Origin of the sequence: Bacillus alveayuensis, from assembly GCA_030812955.1 — a bacterium.
Lineage (GTDB): Bacteria > Bacillota > Bacilli > Bacillales > Aeribacillaceae > Bacillus_CB > Bacillus_CB alveayuensis.
In genome coordinates, this window is the sequence record JAUSTR010000001.1 from 87,875 (window position 1) to 109,407 (window position 21,533).

19 protein-coding genes are annotated in these 21,533 nt (G+C 37.0%); 14 read left to right on the plus strand and 5 right to left on the minus strand.

Annotated elements, in window-relative coordinates:
* The first annotated feature begins 109 nt into the window (after positions 1–109).
* The 8 genes from J2S06_RS00470 to murC all read left to right on the plus strand — a co-directional run bounded on the left by J2S06_RS00470 (position 110) and on the right by murC (position 8,816).
* Positions 110–613, plus strand: a complete 504-nt coding sequence (locus J2S06_RS00470; protein ID WP_419150953.1) for a hypothetical protein — start codon at positions 110–112, stop codon at positions 611–613.
* Between the two features lie 60 nt (positions 614–673).
* The gene (locus tag J2S06_RS00475; RefSeq protein ID WP_419150954.1) at positions 674–1,687 is read left to right on the plus strand and encodes a PTS transporter subunit IIC; all 1,014 of its coding nucleotides are present in this window, start codon (positions 674–676) and stop codon (positions 1,685–1,687) included.
* Positions 1,688–1,693: 6 nt separating this feature from the next.
* Positions 1,694–2,017 carry a thioredoxin family protein gene (locus J2S06_RS00480; protein ID WP_419150955.1) on the plus strand — a complete coding sequence of 108 codons (324 nt, stop codon included), beginning with the start codon at positions 1,694–1,696 and terminating at the stop codon, positions 2,015–2,017.
* A 34-nt stretch (positions 2,018–2,051) separates the two neighbouring features.
* Positions 2,052–2,852, plus strand: coding sequence for a DUF1444 domain-containing protein (locus J2S06_RS00485; RefSeq protein ID WP_419150956.1), 801 nt, complete (start codon positions 2,052–2,054; stop codon positions 2,850–2,852).
* 14 nt (positions 2,853–2,866) lie between these two features.
* Positions 2,867–3,469 carry a YtpR family tRNA-binding protein gene (ytpR, locus tag J2S06_RS00490; protein ID WP_419150957.1) on the plus strand — a complete coding sequence of 201 codons (603 nt, stop codon included), beginning with the start codon at positions 2,867–2,869 and terminating at the stop codon, positions 3,467–3,469.
* A gap of 158 nt (positions 3,470–3,627) precedes the next feature.
* Positions 3,628–6,084, plus strand: a complete 2,457-nt coding sequence (locus J2S06_RS00495; protein WP_419150958.1) for a DNA translocase FtsK — start codon at positions 3,628–3,630, stop codon at positions 6,082–6,084.
* Between the two features lie 84 nt (positions 6,085–6,168).
* Positions 6,169–7,266 carry a nicotinate phosphoribosyltransferase gene (locus tag J2S06_RS00500; protein WP_419150959.1) on the plus strand — a complete coding sequence of 366 codons (1,098 nt, stop codon included), beginning with the start codon at positions 6,169–6,171 and terminating at the stop codon, positions 7,264–7,266.
* Between the two features lie 251 nt (positions 7,267–7,517).
* Positions 7,518–8,816, plus strand: a complete 1,299-nt coding sequence (gene murC / locus J2S06_RS00505) for a UDP-N-acetylmuramate--L-alanine ligase (protein ID WP_419150960.1) — start codon at positions 7,518–7,520, stop codon at positions 8,814–8,816.
* Between the two features lie 64 nt (positions 8,817–8,880).
* Here the strand turns inward: murC and J2S06_RS00510 are convergent, their stop codons facing one another.
* Positions 8,881–9,996 carry an aminopeptidase gene (locus J2S06_RS00510; RefSeq protein ID WP_419150961.1) on the minus strand — a complete coding sequence of 372 codons (1,116 nt, stop codon included), beginning with the start codon at positions 9,994–9,996 and terminating at the stop codon, positions 8,881–8,883.
* A 174-nt stretch (positions 9,997–10,170) separates the two neighbouring features.
* Between J2S06_RS00510 and J2S06_RS00515 the strand changes: the two genes are divergently transcribed.
* From J2S06_RS00515 to ccpA, 5 genes are all read left to right on the plus strand, one after another.
* A complete protein-coding gene (locus tag J2S06_RS00515) occupies positions 10,171–10,590 on the plus strand; it encodes a DUF948 domain-containing protein (protein ID WP_419150962.1) in 420 nt (139 codons plus the stop codon).
* A gap of 54 nt (positions 10,591–10,644) precedes the next feature.
* On the plus strand, positions 10,645–11,001 hold the full coding sequence (locus J2S06_RS00520; RefSeq protein ID WP_419150963.1) for a YtxH domain-containing protein: 357 nt from the start codon (positions 10,645–10,647) through the stop codon (positions 10,999–11,001).
* Between the two features lie 95 nt (positions 11,002–11,096).
* Positions 11,097–11,432, plus strand: coding sequence for a bacillithiol system redox-active protein YtxJ (ytxJ, locus tag J2S06_RS00525; protein WP_419150964.1), 336 nt, complete (start codon positions 11,097–11,099; stop codon positions 11,430–11,432).
* 158 nt (positions 11,433–11,590) lie between these two features.
* Positions 11,591–12,667, plus strand: a complete 1,077-nt coding sequence (locus J2S06_RS00530; protein WP_044893375.1) for a bifunctional 3-deoxy-7-phosphoheptulonate synthase/chorismate mutase — start codon at positions 11,591–11,593, stop codon at positions 12,665–12,667.
* 345 nt (positions 12,668–13,012) lie between these two features.
* On the plus strand, positions 13,013–14,011 hold the full coding sequence (gene ccpA, locus J2S06_RS00535; RefSeq protein WP_419150965.1) for a catabolite control protein A: 999 nt from the start codon (positions 13,013–13,015) through the stop codon (positions 14,009–14,011).
* Positions 14,012–14,110: 99 nt separating this feature from the next.
* Here the strand turns inward: ccpA and J2S06_RS00540 are convergent, their stop codons facing one another.
* The 3 genes from J2S06_RS00540 to J2S06_RS00550 are packed head-to-tail and all read right to left on the minus strand — an operon-like array spanning position 14,111 to position 16,595.
* Complete coding sequence (locus tag J2S06_RS00540; protein ID WP_419151436.1) at positions 14,111–15,301, minus strand: acetoin utilization protein AcuC; 1,191 nt, start codon at positions 15,299–15,301, stop codon at positions 14,111–14,113.
* The gene (locus J2S06_RS00545) at positions 15,295–15,942 is read right to left on the minus strand and encodes an acetoin utilization AcuB family protein (protein ID WP_419150966.1); all 648 of its coding nucleotides are present in this window, start codon (positions 15,940–15,942) and stop codon (positions 15,295–15,297) included. The genes J2S06_RS00540 and J2S06_RS00545 overlap by 7 nt, the downstream gene beginning before the upstream one ends.
* A gap of 20 nt (positions 15,943–15,962) precedes the next feature.
* The gene (locus tag J2S06_RS00550) at positions 15,963–16,595 is read right to left on the minus strand and encodes a GNAT family N-acetyltransferase (protein ID WP_044893379.1); all 633 of its coding nucleotides are present in this window, start codon (positions 16,593–16,595) and stop codon (positions 15,963–15,965) included.
* Between the two features lie 162 nt (positions 16,596–16,757).
* Here J2S06_RS00550 and acsA point away from each other — a divergent pair, with 162 nt between their 5' ends.
* Positions 16,758–18,473, plus strand: a complete 1,716-nt coding sequence (gene acsA, locus J2S06_RS00555; RefSeq protein ID WP_419150967.1) for an acetate--CoA ligase — start codon at positions 16,758–16,760, stop codon at positions 18,471–18,473.
* A gap of 65 nt (positions 18,474–18,538) precedes the next feature.
* Here the strand turns inward: acsA and J2S06_RS00560 are convergent, their stop codons facing one another.
* Positions 18,539–21,433 (minus strand): transglycosylase domain-containing protein, encoded by a 2,895-nt coding sequence (locus J2S06_RS00560; RefSeq protein ID WP_419150968.1) that lies wholly within the window; start codon positions 21,431–21,433, stop codon positions 18,539–18,541.
* Positions 21,434–21,533 lie beyond the last annotated feature (100 nt).

A 21,533-nucleotide genomic window follows, 5' to 3' on the forward strand; every position in this document is an offset into this window, starting at 1 on the left:
ATGATTCATATAGAAACCGAAAATGAGGATGTCCCATTACTCTTGTCAATATTTTTGTGAAAAGGTTATTATAAATGTTAGAGTCCTAGGAAAAAGGAGGAAGCAGCAAGTGAGGCTATTTAAAATTGCTTTCATATATAGTTTTGCCTTTACGTTATTGGTAGGCTGCTCGATATCAAAAGAAGAAGTAAAACAATCGGCTATAGCATCAATCAAGATCGCTTTTCAAGAAGATTCTGTTAAGGCAAATGAAACGAATGATCAGTTCTCGTTTTATTTGCCTGACACTTTTGATATAGAATCGGCTTCAGGCAGCAATCTGATTTTGTCAGAAGGGGAGCAGCAATATATTTTATTCGTCAATAAAAATGAAAAAAGAAATAGTAAGCTTTTATATCAAAAGGGGATCGATACGGCAACAGATATACTTGTGAATGAAACGATGGAGACCGATGATGAGTTTAAATATACAATTATTATTAAACTGAATGAAAAAGTATATGAAGTGATTACAGGAATAGGCGGAATAAAAATGACAACTCACGCTAATAGTCAAGATGTTGACGATAGTGTAAGAAAAATGATCAAAATTGTTCAATCTGTCCAATACTAAGCTTGCCCGCGGTAAATGCCGGGGGTTTTTCTTTCGAACTGATTAAAGAGGAGTGTTTGTATGAAAAGCTTTTTACAAAAAAAAGGGGTATCTTTATCGATAAAAGTATATTTAATTGATGCATTAAGCTATATGGCTCTCGGATTATTTTCTTCTCTGATCATCGGCCTTATCATTAAAACAATTGGAGAGCAATTGCAATTTGAGCCTTTCGTTGATATTGGAACGTTAGCGATGGGGCTAATGGGACCGGCAATTGGTGGAGCCATTGCTTATGGTCTTCAGGCACCTCCATTAGTATTATTTTCTAGTATCATTTGTGGTGCTGCTGGTGCAACATTAGGTGGTCCAGCAGGTAGTTATGCGGCCTCTTTATTAGCGACTGAAGTTGGGAAGCTAATAAGTAAAGAAACAAAAGTGGATATCATCTTAACACCATTTGTCACGATTTGCACAGGCTATGTTGTTGCCACCTTTATTGGTCCGTACATAGATAGCTTCATGAAAGGTTTTGGAGAGCTTGTGATGTGGGCAACAGAACAGCGGCCGCTGATCATGGGGATGTTAGTGGCGGTTTTAATGGGTCTTGCTTTAACCGCACCCATTTCTAGTGCGGCAATTGCCTTAATGCTTGATCTTCATGGCCTCGCTGCTGGAGCTGCAACAATCGGCTGTAGTGCCCAAATGATTGGATTTGCTGTTATAAGCTATAAAGAGAATGGAATTGGCGGACTGTTTGCGCAAGGATTAGGTACATCGATGCTGCAAGTGCCGAATATTGTCAAAAACCCGCGTGTATTAATTCCACCAACTGTAGCTGGGGCCATATTAGCGCCAATTGGGACAATACTATTTGATATGACTAACAATGCTGCTGGTGCCGGAATGGGAACGAGCGGGCTTGTTGGGCAAATCATGACGTTTACCACAATGGGATTTTCTATGAACACACTATGGAGTGTAATTTTATTGCATTTTATTGGCCCTGCTGTCATTAGTTTGATATTATCCAATTGGATGAGGAAAAAGGGATTGATTAAACTAGGTGATTTAAAAATTCATACTGGAGAGTGATTAAACATGGAAACATTACAATCTATTGATCAATTTGAAAAATTAAAAAAGCAAGATAAAGTCATATTTATGTTTTCTGCTGATTGGTGCCCTGATTGTCGGGCGATTGAACCAGCCCTTCCAGACTTAGAAAAGGAAAATAGTGACTTTACCTTTTATTATGTCGATCGTGACGAATTCATTGATTTATGCAGCGAGTTAAATGTTTTCGGTATTCCAAGCTTCATTGCCTATCATAAAGGAAATGAAATTGGCCGTTTTGTAAGTAAAGATCGAAAAACGAAAGAGGAAGTTCAGCAATTTATTAACAATTGTAAGAAAGATCTTTAAAAAGGTGGGAGGACTTGACTATAAAGAAATGAAAATGAATTCAAAAAAAATGGTTGAATTAATGAAAGAGAAATTAAGAAATGAGCCGTTTACGTATCATTATGATCGAAAAAAAGATACATTGCGAATCGAAGATCCAAATGTAGAAAAAGGTGTGACTATTTCGATTCCTAATTTGATTGCAAAATGTGAAGAAAAAAAGGAAAAAGCGCTTGAAGAATTTGTTTATTATATTAAAGAATCCCTTTATGCAATGAAAGAAAACCATGAGCTTTCAGGAAAAGAAAAGCGTATTTTTCCTGTTATTCGCTCAACATCTTTCCCGATTGAAACGAGTGATGGTATACCGCTCATTTATGATGAACATACTGCGGAAACGCGAATTTTCTATGCTCTTGACCTAGGAAAGACGTATCGTTTGATTGACAAGCACTTATTAGAAAAGGAACAGTGGTCTCCCCAACATTTGAAAGAAATGGCTTTATTTAATTTACGTTCATTAGAAACGGTTATTAAGGAAGACCATGTTGCGGGAAATGATTTTTACTTTATTCGTTCCAATGATGGATATGACGCGAGTCGAATATTAAATGAATCGCTTTTACAGCAATTTCAAAAGAAGATTACAGGGGATATGGTCGTAGCTGTTCCCCATCAAGATGTACTAATCATTGCTGATATTCAAAATGAAACTGGCTATGATGTGTTAGCGCAATTAACGATGAGTTTTTTTGCAAGTGGACGAGTACCGATTACCGCTTTATCATTTATATATGAGAATAACGAGCTAGAACCAATATTTATTCTCGCTCATAATCGCAAAAAACAAGATTAGAAGGGAATGACAGCATGAACGTATTTTACAATCGTGAAGGTATAGGTGACACATTATTAATTCAGCTTAAAGAGATTCCAGCTGAAAATAGAACATTTGAACGAAAAGGAGATGTCGCAAGAATATTTGATGCAACAACAAATGAAACTGTTGGTTATAACATCTTTCATGCTTCCACCTATGGTTCATTTAAAGGAAATGGAAACCTTTCATTAACTGAAGAAATGGTAGAAAAAATAAATGAAATTCTTCATCAAAACGGCTTCTCTGAGAAGATTGAAGTCGACTTGTCACCGAAGTTTGTCGTCGGTTTAGTTTTAGAAAAAGAAAAACATCCAAATGCAGATAAATTAAGCATTTGTAAAGTGGATGTAGGTACAGAAACGTTACAAATAGTTTGTGGTGCACCAAATGTAGCAGCAGGACAAAAAGTCGTTGTTGCCAAAGTAGGTGCTGTCATGCCAAATGGCATGATTATTAAGGATGCCGAGCTTCGTGGTGTCGCTTCAAGTGGAATGATCTGTTCGGAAAAAGAATTAAATTTACCAAACGCACCAACGGAAAAAGGAATTCTCGTCTTAGATGATGAACGTCCAGTTGGATCTCCATTTTTTTAATCATCCATTTGTTAAAAAACACTTGAACCACTAGTTTTTCTAGTGGTTTTTTAGTTTCATGTAGAATAGGGGGAATTCTCGGTAGAGGATTGTTAAAAATTTATTTTTATTGCTACAATTAGGTAGTAGATACATCGTGATTGAAAGAGTGATGATGGATGAGGTTGTTTTCTAGGCTATTAAAATGGTTAATGGGAGATCAAGAACATCATAGAAAAGAAATGGAAATGATCCGTGATAAAACATCTGAAGAAATAAGTGCAGGCACTGAGTCTAAAGAAATAAAAGCAAAAGTGGCTTATCAATATCCGCAAGGAAAATTTCGCTTTCCGGTTATTCCAGATGAGGAAATAAGAGATCGTACAAGACAAAAAAGAACGGAAAAAAGCGATCAATGGATAAAAGAAGGAAAAAAGCAATTTCGTCATAAACGCTATGATCATCATGAACAATCTAGTATGAATCGTTCATCGTTTCGACCGACCGAAATTCCGTCCCCCATTTATGGATTTGGTCCGCGAAACGAGTCTTCATACAGACAAGAAGTTTTTTCAAAGAATGATGTAAATAACAAAGAAGTGAAAGAACTGCAAATAAATGAATATGACGAAAAAGAATTCGCTCGTATTCAAAAGGTTGAAAAGGCACATCCTATAGATGTGGATCCACATTGTGTACATAAAGAAAATGTTCATTTCGCTCAAGAGGAAGTGAATATTCATTCTACAGAAAAACTAGCTGAAGAAAGACAATTCGTTCATGATGAAAATAAAGAAGGTATGCAGGAAAAAGAGTATGAGGTTGGCTCTCATTTTTTGACGGAATCAGTCCATCAAGGAACAATGGAAAACGAAATACCGCTTTCACCTTCAGATCAAGACGAGGTAAAGGAAAGCTTTGATAATATTGAGGAAAATGAAGATGAATTTGAGGCAAATAAGAAAGAAGTCAAAGATGAGGAGCAAGAATTAGGTTGTCAGCTTGAAACGAATGAGCAAACTCGTGTGAAGGATGTTAAAGAGAGAGAGGATCAAAAAGACAACACATCAGAACAAAACGATCGAAAAGAAGAAATGTCGAAAGAGAAGCAAACGACATCACGAACAAATGAAAAACGCAGCACAACCATTCCTTACAATGTATTAATGTTCGGCCGAGATAAACGAAAGCTTCAACAGAAAGAACAACATGGTTATGTGTTTCCAGATTTATCTTTGCTAAAAATGCCGCCCGAAGAGTCATTTAGCGATCATGAGTGGATAAATGAGCAAAAAGAATTGTTAAATTTAACATTAAAGAATTTCAATGTGCGAGCAAAAGTAGTAAACGTAACGCAAGGTCCTTCTGTGACAAGATTGGAGGTTCATCCAGAGCCAGGTGTAAAAGTCAGCAAGATTACGAATTTAATAGATGATATTAAACTAAGTCTGTCCGCAAGGGATATTCGGATCGAAGCCCCAATCCCGGGGAAAAATACAATCGGCATTGAAGTCCCAAATAAAAAAAGTAAAATGGTGTATATTCGCGAGATTTTAAGGTCTCCGCAATTTAGGCAAAATCCTTCCTCATTAACGGTTGCTTTAGGATTGGACATATCCGGTCAGCCGATTGTGACCGATTTAAAAAAGATGCCACACGGTCTTATTGCGGGAGCAACAGGATCTGGAAAAAGTGTTTGTATTAATACAATGCTTATCAGCTTGCTATATAAGGCGTCTCCACATGAAATTAAACTGTTGCTCATTGATCCTAAAATGGTCGAGCTCGCACCTTATAATGATATCCCGCATTTAGTAAGTCCGGTCATTACGGACGTAAAAGCAGCTACTGCATCATTAAAATGGGCAGTGGAAGAGATGGAGCGAAGATATGAGTTGTTTGCCCATACAGGTGTCCGTGACATATCAAAATATAATGAAAATGTGAAAAAATATCATCAAGGAGAAAAACTTCCGTACATTGTCATTGTGATTGATGAGTTAGCCGATTTAATGATGGCTGCACCAGGTGATGTAGAGGAAGCCATTTGCCGCATTGCTCAAAAGGCAAGGGCTTGCGGCATTCACTTGCTTATAGCCACACAAAGACCGTCTGTGGATGTAATCACTGGTTTAATAAAGGCAAATATCCCTACAAGAATTGCTTTCGCCGTTTCATCACAAGTAGATTCGCGTACTATTATCGATACGGCAGGGGCAGAACGCTTGCTCGGAAAAGGGGATATGTTATTTCTTGAAAATGGCTCATCAAAACCATTGCGAGTTCAAGGAAATTTCGTTTCAGATGAAGAAATTGAACGGGTTGTAGAGCATGTTCGTCAACAAGCAAAACCGCAATATTTATTTAAACAAGAAGAATTGATCAAAAAAGCTGACATACAGTCTGAGGAAGATGAGTTGTTTTACGAAGCATGTGAATTTGTCATTGAACAAGGTGGGGCTTCTACCTCAAGCCTGCAGCGCCGTTTTAGAATTGGTTATAATAGAGCTGCTAGGCTTATAGATCTCATGGAAGAACAAGGAATCATTTCCGAATCGAAAGGGAGTAAACCGCGTGACGTTTTAGTTACAGAAGAAGATTTTGCTGCTTTAAAACAAAGTAGTATCCATTCTTAAATTGTGATATGATGAGCATGAATTGAACGTTACATCATAAATAGTTTATGATAAAGATTAACGAGAAAAGGGAGAAAATGGTGGATGAAGGAAATAGAATTAAAAATGCAAGGAAAAATAAAGCGGTTAACGAATAAAACGTTTAAATTTGATGAACGTGTAAAGAACGGTTGGTTTTCTGCCGTTTATTTCTTAAAAACAAGGGACATTGTTAGAGAATTTCGACCAGATAACATCGTAACGATGCAATTTTTCCAAAAAAAACATGCAGTTCTTTGCGGTACAGATGAAGTAATCGCTCTAGTGAAAACCTTTGCAGATAATCCAGATGAGCTTGAAATTTATTCATTAAAAGACGGCGATAAAATTAGCCCATTTGAGACTGTGTTAACGATAACAGGTCCTTACCAAAACTTTGGATTTTTAGAAGGAATTATTGATGGAATTTTAGCACGTCGAACCTCTGTTGCAACAAATGTTTATAATGTCGTAAAAGCAGCTGGGCTATCAGGGAAGCAAAAGCCGGTCATTTTTATGGGAGATCGGGATGATCATTTTACCCAGCAAGCAGGAGATGGGTATGCTGCTTATATTGGGGGATCAACGGCACAAGCTACTCATGCGATGAATGAATGGTGGGGAAAGCAAGGCATGGGTACAATGCCGCACGCTTTGATTCAGCTTTTTGATGGAGATGTTGTGGAAGCGGCTAAAGCTTATTATAAAAAATTCCCTGAAGATGAGCTGATCGTGCTCGTTGATTATAACAATGACTGTATTACAGATGCATTAAGAGTTGCTCGCGAGTTTGGCGATAAGCTTAAAGGAGTCCGTGTTGATACTTCTCGGACGATGATCGACCAATATTTTATACGAAATCCAGATGTACTTGGAACATTTGACCCTCGCGGCGTCAATGCACCTCTCATATTTGCCTTAAGAGAGGCTTTAGACCAAGAAGGATTTGAACATGTAAAAATTGTCGTTAGCGGCGGTTTTAATGAGCAAAGAATCAAAGAATTTGAAGAACAAAAAGTGCCTGTAGATATATATGGAGTCGGCAGCAGCTTATTAAAAATCCATATCGGTTTTACAGGAGATAATGTGTTATTAAATGGAAAGCCTCAAGCAAAAGCAGGTAGAAGATATCGTCCAAATCCACGATTGGAAAGAGTTGATTAATCATAACGATACTTTTTATTGATTATGAATCATGATAAACAGAAAAGAATAAAGCTATAGGAACTGCCTGAAATGGGAAAACTGTTAAGAAAAGTTCAGTTTTCCCATTCCTTTATGCAGTAAATAGTCATAACTCACCTTTAATGCTATAATGATGTAGCGTGGTTGATTTAATACATTTCGTTTTAGTTACAAAACTAGTGATCCATCATATACTGTCATACAGATAGACAATTGTTGGAGGTTCTTATATGACTGTTTATCATTTTGTTGGAATAAAAGGAACAGGTATGAGTTCACTTGCGCAAATTCTTCATGATATGCACTATAAAGTTCAAGGCTCTGACATTGAGAAGGAGCTTTTTACACAAAAAGCGCTAGAGGAACGAAATATACCGATTCTTCCTTTCTCGAAGGAAAATATTCATCCAGGATTAACGGTTATTGCAGGAAATGCTTTTTCCGATTCACATGAAGAAATTGCAGAGGCTCTTAGGATAGGTCTCCCAGTTTACCGTTATCACCAATTTTTAGGTGAATTTATGAATCGTTTTATTAGTATTGGTGTGACAGGTGCTCATGGTAAAACTTCAACTACTGGTTTGCTTGCCCATGTTATTCAAGGTGCTGAACCAACATCCTATTTAATTGGTGATGGTACTGGAAAAGGAATAGATAAGAGCAAATACTTTGTATTTGAAGCATGTGAATATCGGCGCCATTTCCTTTCATACTATCCTGATTATGCTATTATGACAAATATAGATTTCGACCATCCGGACTATTATCGAGATATTGAAGATGTATTTGATGCGTTTCAACAAATGGCATTACAAGTGAAAAAAGGTATTATTGCCTGCGGAGATGACGAATACTTACAGCAAATTCAAGCGAAAGTTCCCGTTCTTTATTATGGGTTTCATGACGAAAATGATTTTCAAGCAAGAAATATTGAGAAAAGTACAACTGGAACAAAGTTTGACGTTTTTGTGCGCAACACCTTTTATGGTAATTTTGAGATTCCGGCCTTTGGCAATCATAATATTTTAAATTCATTAGCGGTTATTGCCTTATGCCATTATGAAAATATCGATATTTCCATTATTCAAGAACGCTTGAAAACCTTTAAAGGTGTAAAACGGCGCTTTAATGAAAAGCAAGTTGGGACGCAAGTGATCATTGATGATTATGCACACCATCCAACGGAAATAAAAGCAACGATTGAAGCGGCAAGACAAAAATATCCTGATCGTGAAATCGTGGCTGTGTTTCAACCGCACACTTTTACACGAACGCAGTCGTTCCTTGACGAGTTTGCTAATAGTTTGAAAGAAGCTGATCAAGTATATTTATGTGAAATTTTCGGATCTGCCCGCGAAAAAACGGGTACGTTATCTATTAAAGATTTACAAGCACAAATAGATCAAGCGGTTGTCATTGATGAAAGAGATCCATCTATTTTAAAAAGGCATGAAAACAGTGTTCTCGTTTTTATGGGTGCTGGTGATATTCAAAAATACCAAAAGGCCTATGAAAAATTAGTGGGGTAGAAAAATTGGGCTGGACTCAAATAGTGAAACTAAATGATGTTTGAGTCAGCCCCGTTTTTTTGTATTATTTGAGGTTTTCCGGGTTTAGTTGTTCAAGCTCTGAAATGACAAAGCGTCCATCTTTACGAATGAGTACATCATCAAAATATAATTCTCCACCACCATATTCAGGTCGTTGGATCATGACCATATCCCAATGGATATTTGAATGGTTTCCATTATAAGCATCATCATAACATTGGCCAGGAGTAAAGTGGAAGCTGCCATCAATTTTCTCATCAAATAAAATATCTTGCATTGGATGTTGAATATAAGGGTTGACACCGATAGCGAATTCTCCAATGTAACGAGCCCCTTCGTCCGTATCCAAAATCTTATTAATACGTTCGGTATCATTTGCTTTCGCATCAATGATTTTGCCATCTTTAAAGGTAAGCTGGACATTTTCAAATGTAAAACCTTGGTATGGTGATGCTGTATTAAAAGTAATGGTGCCATTTACGGAATTTTTAACAGGCGCTGTATATACTTCTCCGTCTGGAATATTCATTTGGCCAGAACATTTAATAGCTGGGATATCTTTAATGGAGAATGTTAAATCTGTCCCCAATCCTGTAATCCGGACTTTATCTGTTTTGTTCATTAATTGTACAAGTGCATCCATTGCTTTGTCCATTTTTCCATAATCAAGTGTACAAACATCAAAATAGAAATCTTCAAAAGCTTCGGTACTCATTTTAGCCAGTTGGGCCATCGAAGCATTAGGGTAGCGCAGCACCACCCATTTTGTTTTTGGAACGCGTATATCACGATGTACTTTTTGGCCGATCGTTTTTCCATGAATTTTCATTTTATGATCAGGGATATCAGCAAATTCATTAATATTATCTCCTGAACGCAAGCCGATGTAAGCATCCATTTCAGCCATGATATTTGCTTCAAAAGATGCCATCATCTCAAATTGCTCCTCTTCAGCTCCTAATAAAAGAGCACGATCGATCTGATGATCTTTTAATGAAACAAATGGATATCCTCCTGCTTTATAAGCTTCTTTTACAAGGGCGATGACAAGCTCCCTTTGTAATCCAAAGTTTTCAATTAATACTTTTTCGCCTTTTTGTAAACGAACAGAATAATGAATCAAGATGTTAGCTAGTTTTTCAATTCTTGGGTCTTTCATGGAAATCCTCCTATGTATTGGAATATGGATAATGTTATTTTACCTTTTTATCAAGGCTTTTAAAATAAGTAACTTTTTATTCTCATTTTAAAAGGGAATTGGATAATATTTGTTGAATATAAAGTATAATCAAACAATGGCGACACATTTTCTATTACATCTGGAGGTGCTATCATGATATTGATCTTATATTTAAGTGCAGCCATTTTCGCTGTTGCTTTTGCTATTTTAGTTGTCTATTTAGCCAAAACATTAAAATCGCTTCGAAAGACGTTAGATCATGTTGCTCATACACTGTCAAGCCTTGAAAAACAAGTGGAGGGGATTACGCGAGAAACAACAGACCTTTTACATAAAACAAACAAGCTAGCTGATGATATTCATCAAAAAGCAGAAAAGTTAAATAATGTTGTAAATGCTGTACAAAATGTTGGACATTCGATTCAGCAATTTCATGAATCTGTACAAAAGGTTTCCTCTACAGTATCCTCGCAAATGAAGGAAAAACAAAATAAAGTTTCACAAGCCATTCAATGGGGAAATACTTTGATAGAGATTTTGGAAAGAGCGAAACATTGGAAACAGAGAAAGTAGAGCGTTTATGGAAATGAAACGTCTTTTCATAAGAGGAAGGAGGTTTTGGGTTTGGTGAATGATCAAAAGAATGGCAAAAATTTTTTGTTTGGCGTATTGTTCGGTGGAATAATTGGAGCGCTTATAGCTTTATTTTTTTCGCCTAAATCTCGTTATAAGCTGCGAGAAGATTTCAATCAACAATTTTGTGTAGCAAAGGAAAAAACATCGAAAATGACAGAAGATGTTTACGAGAAAGGAACACAATTTATTAGTTTAGCAAAAGAAAAATCAACAACTGCTTCGAATCTTTTTAATAAAGTTAAAGAAATGAGCAATCATTCAGAAAAAGCTTTAAATGTAAAAGAGGAAGATGAGAAAATTTTAGAAAATAGCTATAACGAAGGGCAACAATTCATGGAAAAATCATGATGGATCACATTCAATCCATCGGCAAATATTTTGCTGATGGATTTTCCGTATTATACAATATTTTTGTGAACATGCAATGATGGTTTGAGGTGATAATGATGGGAAAAATAAAAATCGATACAATCGAACAATTTCAAGATTTAATAGAAAAACATAACAAATTTGTCATTTTTAAAAATAGTGTGACGTGTCCGATTAGTGCTGCCGCTTTTTCACAATTTGACGAATTCACAAATGGTCATCCAGAGATTGCTGCCTACTATTTAAATGTTCAGGAATCAAGAAGTTTATCAAATTATATTGCTGAAACATATCATATTAAACATGAATCTCCACAAGTGCTGTTGTTTGAAAACGAAAATGTACGGTGGCATACGTCACATTGGGAAATTACTAAGGAAGCGTTGGAGGTAAATATTTTGCCATTTTAAAATGAAAGGGAACCATTTATTCCCGAAAACGCTTTATCGCTTAAAAGCGTTTAATGAATAAAGAATTTTTTCGTGACATTCCCTTTCATATCGTATATAATAGTCCCTAATTAAAATAATTTCTTTAAAATATATTTCGGATTGGAAGGGTGACAAACATGAGCAATGCTGAGCTAGAGGCACTGAGAAAGAGAGTAGATGAGATTAATCTACAAATTTTAAAACTTATTAATGAACGTGGAAAGCTTGTACAAGAAATCGGGAAGGCTAAAGAAGTACAAGGTGTACATCGCTATGACCCAGTTCGAGAACGGAAAATGCTGGATATGATTAAAGAGCATAACGACGGTCCTTTTGAGGATTCTACATTACAGCATATCTTTAAAGAGATTTTTAAAGCAGCATTAGAGCTTCAAGAAGATGATCATCGCAAGGCCTTACTCGTTTCAAGAAAGAAAAAGCCAGAAGATACAATTGTTGATATCAAAGGCGAGAAAATTGGCGACGGAAGTCAATATTTCATTGTCGGACCATGTGCAGTTGAAAGCTACGAGCAAGTAGCTGCTGTTGCTGAAGCGGCGAAAAAGCAAGGATTAAAGTTATTAAGAGGGGGTGCGTTCAAGCCGCGTACTTCCCCATATGATTTCCAAGGGCTTGGCTTAGAAGGGCTTAAAATCTTAAAGCAAGTTGCTGATGAATATGATATGGCTGTCATTAGTGAGATTGTCAATCCGGCTGATATTGAAATAGCACTCGATTATATTGATGTGATTCAAATCGGAGCCCGGAACATGCAAAATTTTGAATTGTTAAAAGCTGCTGGATCTGTTCAAAAGCCAGTCCTATTAAAACGGGGGCTTGCTGCAACTCTTTCCGAATTTATGAATGCAGCTGAATATATTATTTCCCGAGGCAATGACCAAATTATTTTATGTGAACGCGGTATTCGTACGTATGAACGTGCGACAAGAAATACGCTTGATATTTCCGCTGTCCCAATTTTAAAACAAGAAACCCATCTTCCTGTATTAGTTGATGTGACACATTCAACAGGACGTCGAGATCTACTGTTGCCAACTGCAAAGGCTGCACTAGCGATTGGAGCGGATGGAATCATGGCAGAAGTTCATCCAGATCCAGCTGTTGCACTTTCCGATTCTGCACAGCAGATGGACATCGAACAATTTAACAAGTTTATTACAGAACTTAAACCATTAGCAAAAGTGAATGCTTAAGTTAAAATGGAGCCGAAAAGGCTCCTTTTACTTTTTTCACGTATTTCTTTCCTAAAGCGCTTGTAAAATTTATTTATTTTGAGATAATATTATTTCAAGATATTGTCTTCCATGTTCAGAAGCTGTTTATCGCCGTACTTTGATGAATAGTAAAATGTGAAGAAGAAATTGTGATTTTTGTTCATATTATGAACAAATTTAAACAATTTGGAAAAGAAAGGGCAAAACAGTGGGTAAGTACATTGCAGACGCTTTCATTGTATCGTATGATTATAATCATAAAGGATGAAGACTATAAAGCAAAATTGACGATAAATATTTTCCACAATAAAGGAGTGTATAAAAATGAATGTGACGATTTATGATGTCGCACGTGAAGCAAATGTTTCGATGGCAACCGTTTCACGAGTAGTAAATGGAAACCCAAATGTGAAACCAACAACAAGAAAAAAAGTTTTAGAAGCGATCGAACGTTTAGGCTATCGTCCTAATGCTGTTGCCCGCGGATTGGCAAGCAAGAAAACGACAACTGTTGGGGTTGTAATACCAGATGTTTCAAGCACCTTTTATTCTGAACTTGCAAGGGGCATTGAAGATATAGCAACAATGTATAAATATAATATTATTTTAAGCAATTCGGACCAAAATAAAGAAAAAGAGCTGCATTTATTGAATACAATGCTCGGTAAACAAGTAGATGGGATTGTATTTATGAGTGGTAATATTACAGAGGAGCATGTCGAAGAATTTAAACGTTCTCCTGTGCCAATCGTGTTGGCAGCATCCTTTGATGAACGTAACGAAATTCCATCTGTTAACATTAATTATGAACAAGGAGTTTATGATGCTGTTAAGTATTTAGTTGACAAAGGTCATCAACATATAGCCTATGTATCAGGTCCGATGGAAGAGCCTGTTAATAAAGTGAAAAAATTATCTGGATACCGTCGTGCCCTTGAAGAGGCAGGTCTAACTTTCCATGAAGAATTTGTCATTGAAGGGGATTATACGTACGAATCTGGTATTGAAGCATTTGAAAAAGTATTAAAATTGTCTCCACGCCCAACAGCGGTGTTTGTTGGGACCGATGAAATGGCGTTAGGTGTTATCCATAGTGCGCAAGATCAAGGGTTTCATATTCCAAATGATTTTGAAGTAGTAGGTTTTGATAATACACGGTTAGCGATGATGGTTCGCCCGCAACTTACTACTGTTGTACAACCGACGTATGATATAGGAGCAGTAGCGATGCGGCTCTTAACGAAATTAATGAACAAGGAATCGGTCGAGGATCACACTGTTGAATTACCTCACCGTATTGAAATCCGGCAATCAACTAAATAACGGTTGAACATCGAAAGGGACTGAAAATCACAGTCCCTTTTCAATATTAATGATAAAACTTTCAAAAAAATTAAAATTTTTATCTTATTTTTATGGACACTAATAACTTTCATTAGCATTTGTACGATTTCTTTTTGGTTTGTTTTCACGAATGAAATGAAGCACTTTATTTAATGTATTTAAATTTTTTTCTTCAATTTCCTGTTTTCGAGGAATTGGTGGATATAAAGGTGATGGGTCTTCCCATTTGGGTATGAGAGGAACGGTAGCTTTCTTTTGCCAACGATCGACCCATTCTTTAGGAAGAGAACCTGATACTTGAATGTTTTTCATTTCTAGCCAAATGAGAGCCCATGCTCTTGGTACGACACGCCAAATATCATAACCTCCCCCACCAACAGCAATCCAACGTCCGTTTGTATATTTGTGAGCGATTTCATGAGCGAGCTTAGGAATCTCCTGATAAATTTTTATTGTTGCACATAAATGGGTTAATGGATCAAAATAATGAGCATCTGCTCCATTTTGGGTAATAATGACATCTGGTTGAAAAAATTCAGCAATTTCCTCTAAGGATTGGCGATAAGCATTTAGCCATGAGTCATCTTCTGTAAAAGCATCTAAAGGAATATTAAAGGAAAATCCGTATCCTTTTCCTTGCCCGCGTTCAGAAATATTTCCTGTACCTGGAAATAAATATCTCCCAGTTTCATGTATCGATAATGTACAGACGTTAGGATCATCATAGAAAGCCCACTGAACACCGTCGCCATGATGGGCATCTGTATCAACATATAAAACTCTTGCTCCATATTTTTCTTGAATATATTTAATGGCAACAGCGCTATCATTATAAATGCAAAATCCTGAGGCTTTTCCTCTAAAGCCGTGATGAAGGCCTCCACCTAAGTTTAAAGCGTGCTTGGTTTTTCCTGTCATAACATAATCTACAGCCGTTAATGTCCCTCCGACAAGAAGGGCGCTTGCTTCATGCATATTTGGGAATATTGGTGTATCTTCTGTACCAAGACCGTATCCGAGTGCCTCTTCTTGACGAAGCTTTCCCTCTCCTGCCAACTTTACTGCTTCTATATATTTTTGATCATGAATGAGTAAAAGCTCTTGATCAGAAGCTACTCTTGGATATACGATCTCTTCCTCCTGAATAGCATCCAATGATTTTAACAAATCTAATGTTACTTCAACACGAAGTTGGGTAAATGGGTGCATTTGATGGAATTTGTAAGACTGATAAAGAGGAGAATAAATGAAAATACTATCTTTCATGATGACATCCCCGGTACGTTTGGCCACAATACCGTATATCCATGTTGTTGTAAATCCTTTACGATGCTCGTTGGATTCATCGTTTGCACCCGAAAAACGAGAATTTTGTATTGTTCATTTTCATCTGGGTAAACTAATACGCTCGAAATATTAACATGTTTCTTTTGAAAAAGTGCGGATACCTCTGAAAGCATTCCGGAAATATTTGGCACTCTCACTTCAATTCGAGAGCTTGGCTGGTGGGCTCCAGTTAATTGGACAAATGTGTAAAGAACATCTGCTTCTGTTATCATTCCAACAAGCTTCTCGAGTTTGATAACCGGTAAACAGCCGATGCGGTTTTCAAAAAAGATAGCTGCCGCTTCTTCGACAAAGTCGAGAGGATGAGCCGTAATAATTTCTGTTTTCATAATTTCTTTAAGTGGTTTTGTGAAAAGGGATTGCTCATCTTTGTCAGAAGTTAAGATGGACGGGGCTGCTTCTTTAATATCACGATCTGATACAAGTCCCACGAGTGTACGGTCACCCGTAATAATTGGAATATGTCTGATTCGATTTTGTCGCATCATTTTCATTGCAGTTGCAATTGTATCGTCAGGTGTTAAGGTAAGAACATCTTTATTCATGATCTTTTCAATAATCATGAAAATCACTCCAATCCATTTTAATACATAAAGCGGTTCATAAATCGCAATTTATCGAATTTTTGAATGGATTCTTGATCAACTCTTTTTCCGATTCGAACCATTAAGCAATTGGCTGGATGTGAACTAATTTCCGGATCATCAGTAGCATACCAAACAAGTCCACCAGCATTCATCATTTTTTCCATCACTTTACGATACTCCCAAACATTTAATCCAGTACCCTTTAAATCCCAGTGCCAATAATATTCAGTCGTAATAATAATATAGTCTTCCATTGCATCATCCATCATGGATACCTTTAATAAATTCTTTCCAACGGAGCATCCTCGGAACTTCGGAATGACTTCAATTGCGCCTAGTTCAATTAAGTTTTCCATATTCCCTTCTGACCAACGTTCCAAAGGGTCGGGATACAAGTATGTAACATATCCAACGATCGTATCATGGTGTCGTGCAATGATAATTCTCCCTTCTGGAAGGCCAGCAATCTCAATAAGTGCTTGATGTTGTTGCTTGGCAGGCCGGAATGCAGTTAAATCTTCATGGAACTCTAATCGAGCTAATTTTTCGGGTGAAATTGGCCCTTCAATAATAATTTCACCATGTGGTGTTTTTAATTCTTTTGCATTATATGTTTTTTTATGCTCCATCCCATCACCGCCTAGTAGTCTATTAACATTATTATACTAGAAATACGTATAAATAAATCATTTTTAAATAGAATTTGTTTATATTTTTTTAAAATTGAGAAAAAACAAAAAGTGTACTATAATTAAAGTCGAGGACAAACTTACATAAGGGGGAGTAATGGCATGAAAGTGGAAGCGTTACCAGCAACAAAGGGGAACTATAATCTTGAAAACTACGAGGAAACATATCAAAATTTTGATTGGAAAGAAGCTGAGAAAAATTTTACATGGTATGAGACGGGAAAAGTTAATGCGGCTTATGAAGCAATAGATCGCCACGCTGAAGGATTTCGGAAAAATAAAATTGCCCTTTACTATCGCGATCAAAATCGGGAAGAAAAATATACTTATAAAGAAATGAAAGAGCTTTCTAACAAAGCTGGGAATGTGTTAAAACAGTTTGCTGATGTGCAAAAAGGAGATAGAGTGTTTGTATTTATGCCAAGAACACCAGAGTTATATTTCGTCGTTTTAGGCGCTATTAAATTAGGCGCTATTGTTGGTCCGCTTTTTGAAGCATTTATGGAAGGGGCCGTTCGTGATCGACTAGAAGATAGCGAAGCGAAAGTAGTTGTGACAACTCCTGAGCTTCTTGAACGTGTTCCAGTACAGGAGCTGCCTTCTCTTAAGCATGTAGTAGTCGTGGGGGAGACAATTCCTGAAGGGGACTACATAGATTTTCTTAAAGAAATGAAAGAGGCGAGCAAAGATTTACAGATTGAATGGGTGGATCGATCGGACGGACTTCTTCTTCATTACACTTCAGGTTCAACCGGAAAACCTAAAGGTGTACTACACGTTCACAATGCTATGATCCAGCATTATCAAACAGGTAAATGGGTACTGGATCTAAAAGAAGATGATATTTATTGGTGTACAGCAGACCCAGGCTGGGTAACTGGTACAGTTTATGGAATGTTTGCACCATGGTTATTAGGTGCTACAAATGTTATTGTAGGTGGACGATTCAGCCCTGAATATTGGTATGAAACAATAGAAAAATATGGTGTAACGATTTGGTATAGTGCTCCTACAGCATTCCGGATGTTAATGGGTGCAGGAGATGAATTAGTAAAGCAATATGATTTAAGCACATTACGTCATATTTTAAGCGTTGGGGAACCGTTAAATCCAGAAGTTATTCGCTGGGGGATGAAAGTCTTTAATAATCGTATTCATGATACGTGGTGGATGACTGAAACAGGCGGTCAGCTCATTTGTAATTATCCATGTATGGAAATAAAGCCAGGATCGATGGGTAAACCGATCCCTGGAGTAAAAGCGGCCATTGTTGATGATCAAGGAAATGAGCTTCCGCCATACCGAATGGGAAATCTTGCGATTAAAAAAGGTTGGCCTTCGATGATGCGCGCAATTTGGAATAATCCTGAAAAGTATGAATCCTACTTTATTAATGGCGATTGGTATGTTTCTGGGGACTCTGCCTATATGGACGAAGATGGTTATTTTTGGTTCCAAGGACGCATCGATGATGTAATTATGACGTCAGGTGAGCGTGTAGGACCATTTGAAGTCGAAAGCAAGTTAGTTGAGCATCCAGCTATTGCTGAAGCAGGGGTTATCGGAAAGCCTGACCCAGTCCGCGGTGAAATTATTAAAGCCTTTGTAGCTTTGCGTGACGGTTATGAACCTTCAGATGAATTAAAAGAAGAAATACGATTATTTGTCAAAAAAGGTTTAGCAGCACATGCTGCTCCAAGGGAAATAGAATTCCGTGATAAATTACCGAAAACACGCAGCGGTAAGATTATGAGACGCGTATTAAAAGCGTGGGAATTAAATTTACCAACCGGCGATTTATCAACAATGGAAGACTAAAAAGAAATCCGTAGCTTAGGCTACGGATTTTAGTTGGAAGACAAAGTCTTTTTCTAAGGAATTTTTCAGTTTGTAGACAATTGCTTACTTTCTTGATCGTTGCGATCGTTTTGTTTGCTTTCGTTAGGTGTGGTTGGTTCTATCGTTGTCTGTTCATTATTTTGATTTTGTCCAGAATCATTATTGTCGTCATGCGTTGGTTTTTCTTCTTGAAGCTTTTTCTCCTCATATTCACCAACTTTCAAGATAGTAGAAGGATTTGATTCTTTGCCGGCTACGTCAACAGCGACAACATAATAAGCACTAGCAGTAGGACTTACTGTAAATGAAAGGTTTTGGTTAGCTGGGACACTTCCTACTTTTTGAAAGTTAGTAGAATAATTTAGAGCTCGATAAATGCGATATCCAATGACATCATTGTCGGCATTAGCCTTCCACGTTATTGCGTTGCCACTTAGCTTGACGCCTTCAACAGTTGATGGGGCTGAGCCATTATCTCGAATCGTTTTTTCCGACGATGCAACTAAATGATTTAATTTCGAATCCTTTGGCAGCCATTTCATAAGTTGGGAAATACTTGGAATTCCTAATTTTTTTAATGCTTCCTCCTTCAGTATAGGACCTTCTTGTACAAACTCACTTGGTGCTGAATCTGGTACTTGATAGGCTTCTTCTTTTACATAAACAAACTTCCCATATGTTAAATTGTCGTCAACTTTCGTTGGTGCATATTTTGCGTTAAAAATATCTGTTGCCACTAGTCCAGCCTTTTTACATAGGTCTGATGGCAAATGACCAGAAATCGCACAATATGACCTTGTGACAATTCCTCCTGGAGATTTAAATGTTTCATTAGGATCAATTAATTGTGGACGAACTTCATAGGCTGCATTCATCAGTTTTGCCCATAGAAGGATGTTACGTTTACTATAAGTTAATCCTTTATATTTCGTTTCTAGCCGTTTTGGAGTATCATATCCAATCCAAGTACCAAACGAAACGTTTGGATTTGAAGCTACAAACCATGCATCACGGTAGTCTTGTCCAGTACCAGTTTTTCCAGCCCAATCAGAATTAAATGTTAAATAACTTTTTAGAGATGCAGCGGTGCCACTGCGAATGACATCTCGCATCATATCAATGGTTAAATAAGCAGTTTGCGGTGAGAATACTCTTTGCTTTACAGGTTGATGCTTATAAATGGTTTGACCATCTTTTGTCTCAATTTTTTCAATTAAATAGGCGTCGACAAATTCACCGCCATTTGCAAAAGTTGCATAAGCATTAACATTTTCTTCTACAGTTACACCAATGGTCATTCCACCTAAAGCTAATGAAAGTGCACCATAATCTCTTTTGTCGATCGTGGAAAAGCCCATTTTCTCTAAATATGAGATTGGGTTGTGAGAAATGCTTTTTGCATATGTTTTGACTGCCGGAATATTGTAAGAGTATTTTAAAGCATCTCGAACACTCGTTAACCCATGGTAGCCGCCCCCATAGTTTTTCGGACTATAGCCACCGATGGAATATGGTACGTCAGCAATTACAGTTCCTGGTTGAACAATTCCAAGCTCCATCGCTGGTGCATAAACAAGCAAAGGCTTCATCGTTGAACCGTTCGGTCGGGGGGCAGACGTTGCATGGTTTACTTGTTCGCGGTTATGGTCTCGTCCCCCCACAAAGCTAATAATTTTACCTGTTTTATTTTCAATGAGAACAGCCCCTACTTCGACAGGCTCTTGCACGGTAATAAGTTCACCTGTATCAGGGTCTTTCTTCTTTTGAGGCTTACTGTTTCCATAATATTGATATTCTTTCGCCACTTGCTGCATGCGATCATATATTTCTTTATCAATGGTTGTATGAATGACGTATCCATCATATCTCAAGCTTTGTTCGGCTTTTTGATAATATTGATAATATAACTTTTCATTATTGGCTAAATCTTTTTCATTGTATCCGTCCTTCTTCGCAAATTGTTTCATTAAAATATCTCTTGCTCGCTTCTCAACTTCGAATATTAAATATGGGTATTGTTCAATGATCGAAGGCTTTTTATCAGTTAAATTTGCCCGCAAATCAAATTTAAGCGCTTCTTCATATTGTTGTTTTGAAATAAAGCCAGCATGAAGCATCCGTTTTAAAACTGTTTTCATTCGATTTAATCCAGGCTCTAAATTTTCTTTTACCTCGCCACTATTTGTAAAAGGGGTATAGCCAAAAGGACTTTGTGGCAGCCCTGCAATAAAGGCAGCTTGAGGAATGGTTAAATCTTTTGCATCCACACCGAAAATACCTTGAGCAGCTGCTTGGACACCTGCAATGTTTTTTCCAGAACTATTTCGTCCAAATGTGGCAACATTTAAATAGGCTTCTAATATTTGATCTTTCGTAAAAAATTGTTCTAATCTCATGGCTAGTAAAATTTCTTTTGCTTTACGGTCAAAAGAAACTTCATTTGTTAAAATCTGGTTTTTAATTAATTGTTGAGTTAATGTACTTCCGCCAGTACGTACCGATGAATTTGTGAACTCTTGAAAAAGAGCGCGCATTATTGCTTTCGGGACAATTCCATTATGCTCATAAAAATATTCATCTTCTGTAGCGATAATGGCATGAATTAAATGCTCGGAAACATCTTCAAGTTTGACTTCTTCCCGCTCAATATCAGATCGCAATTTCCCAAGATATACATTGTTTGCAAAATATACATCTGTCGTTTCCGAGTAATCGTAAATTTGTTTTTCCATTTCTTCATATGAGCGAATAGGCTCTTCTTTAACAAGTGAAGCAAAATAACCCGCACCAACTCCACCTGCAAAGGAGATGCCAATTAAACAGACGACTATAAATAAAAGAAATAAATTCCAAACGACTCCGAGTGTAATTCGAACTTTTTGGACATGTTTATCATAAAACTCCACAAATCGCCTCTTCCATTGTTGGAAATTTTCCATACGATCATCCCCCTAAAATCCTATATATTATAGCATATTTCAACAATTTTTTTACATACTTTTCGATAGAGAACGATGAAGTGAATAACATACATTGACA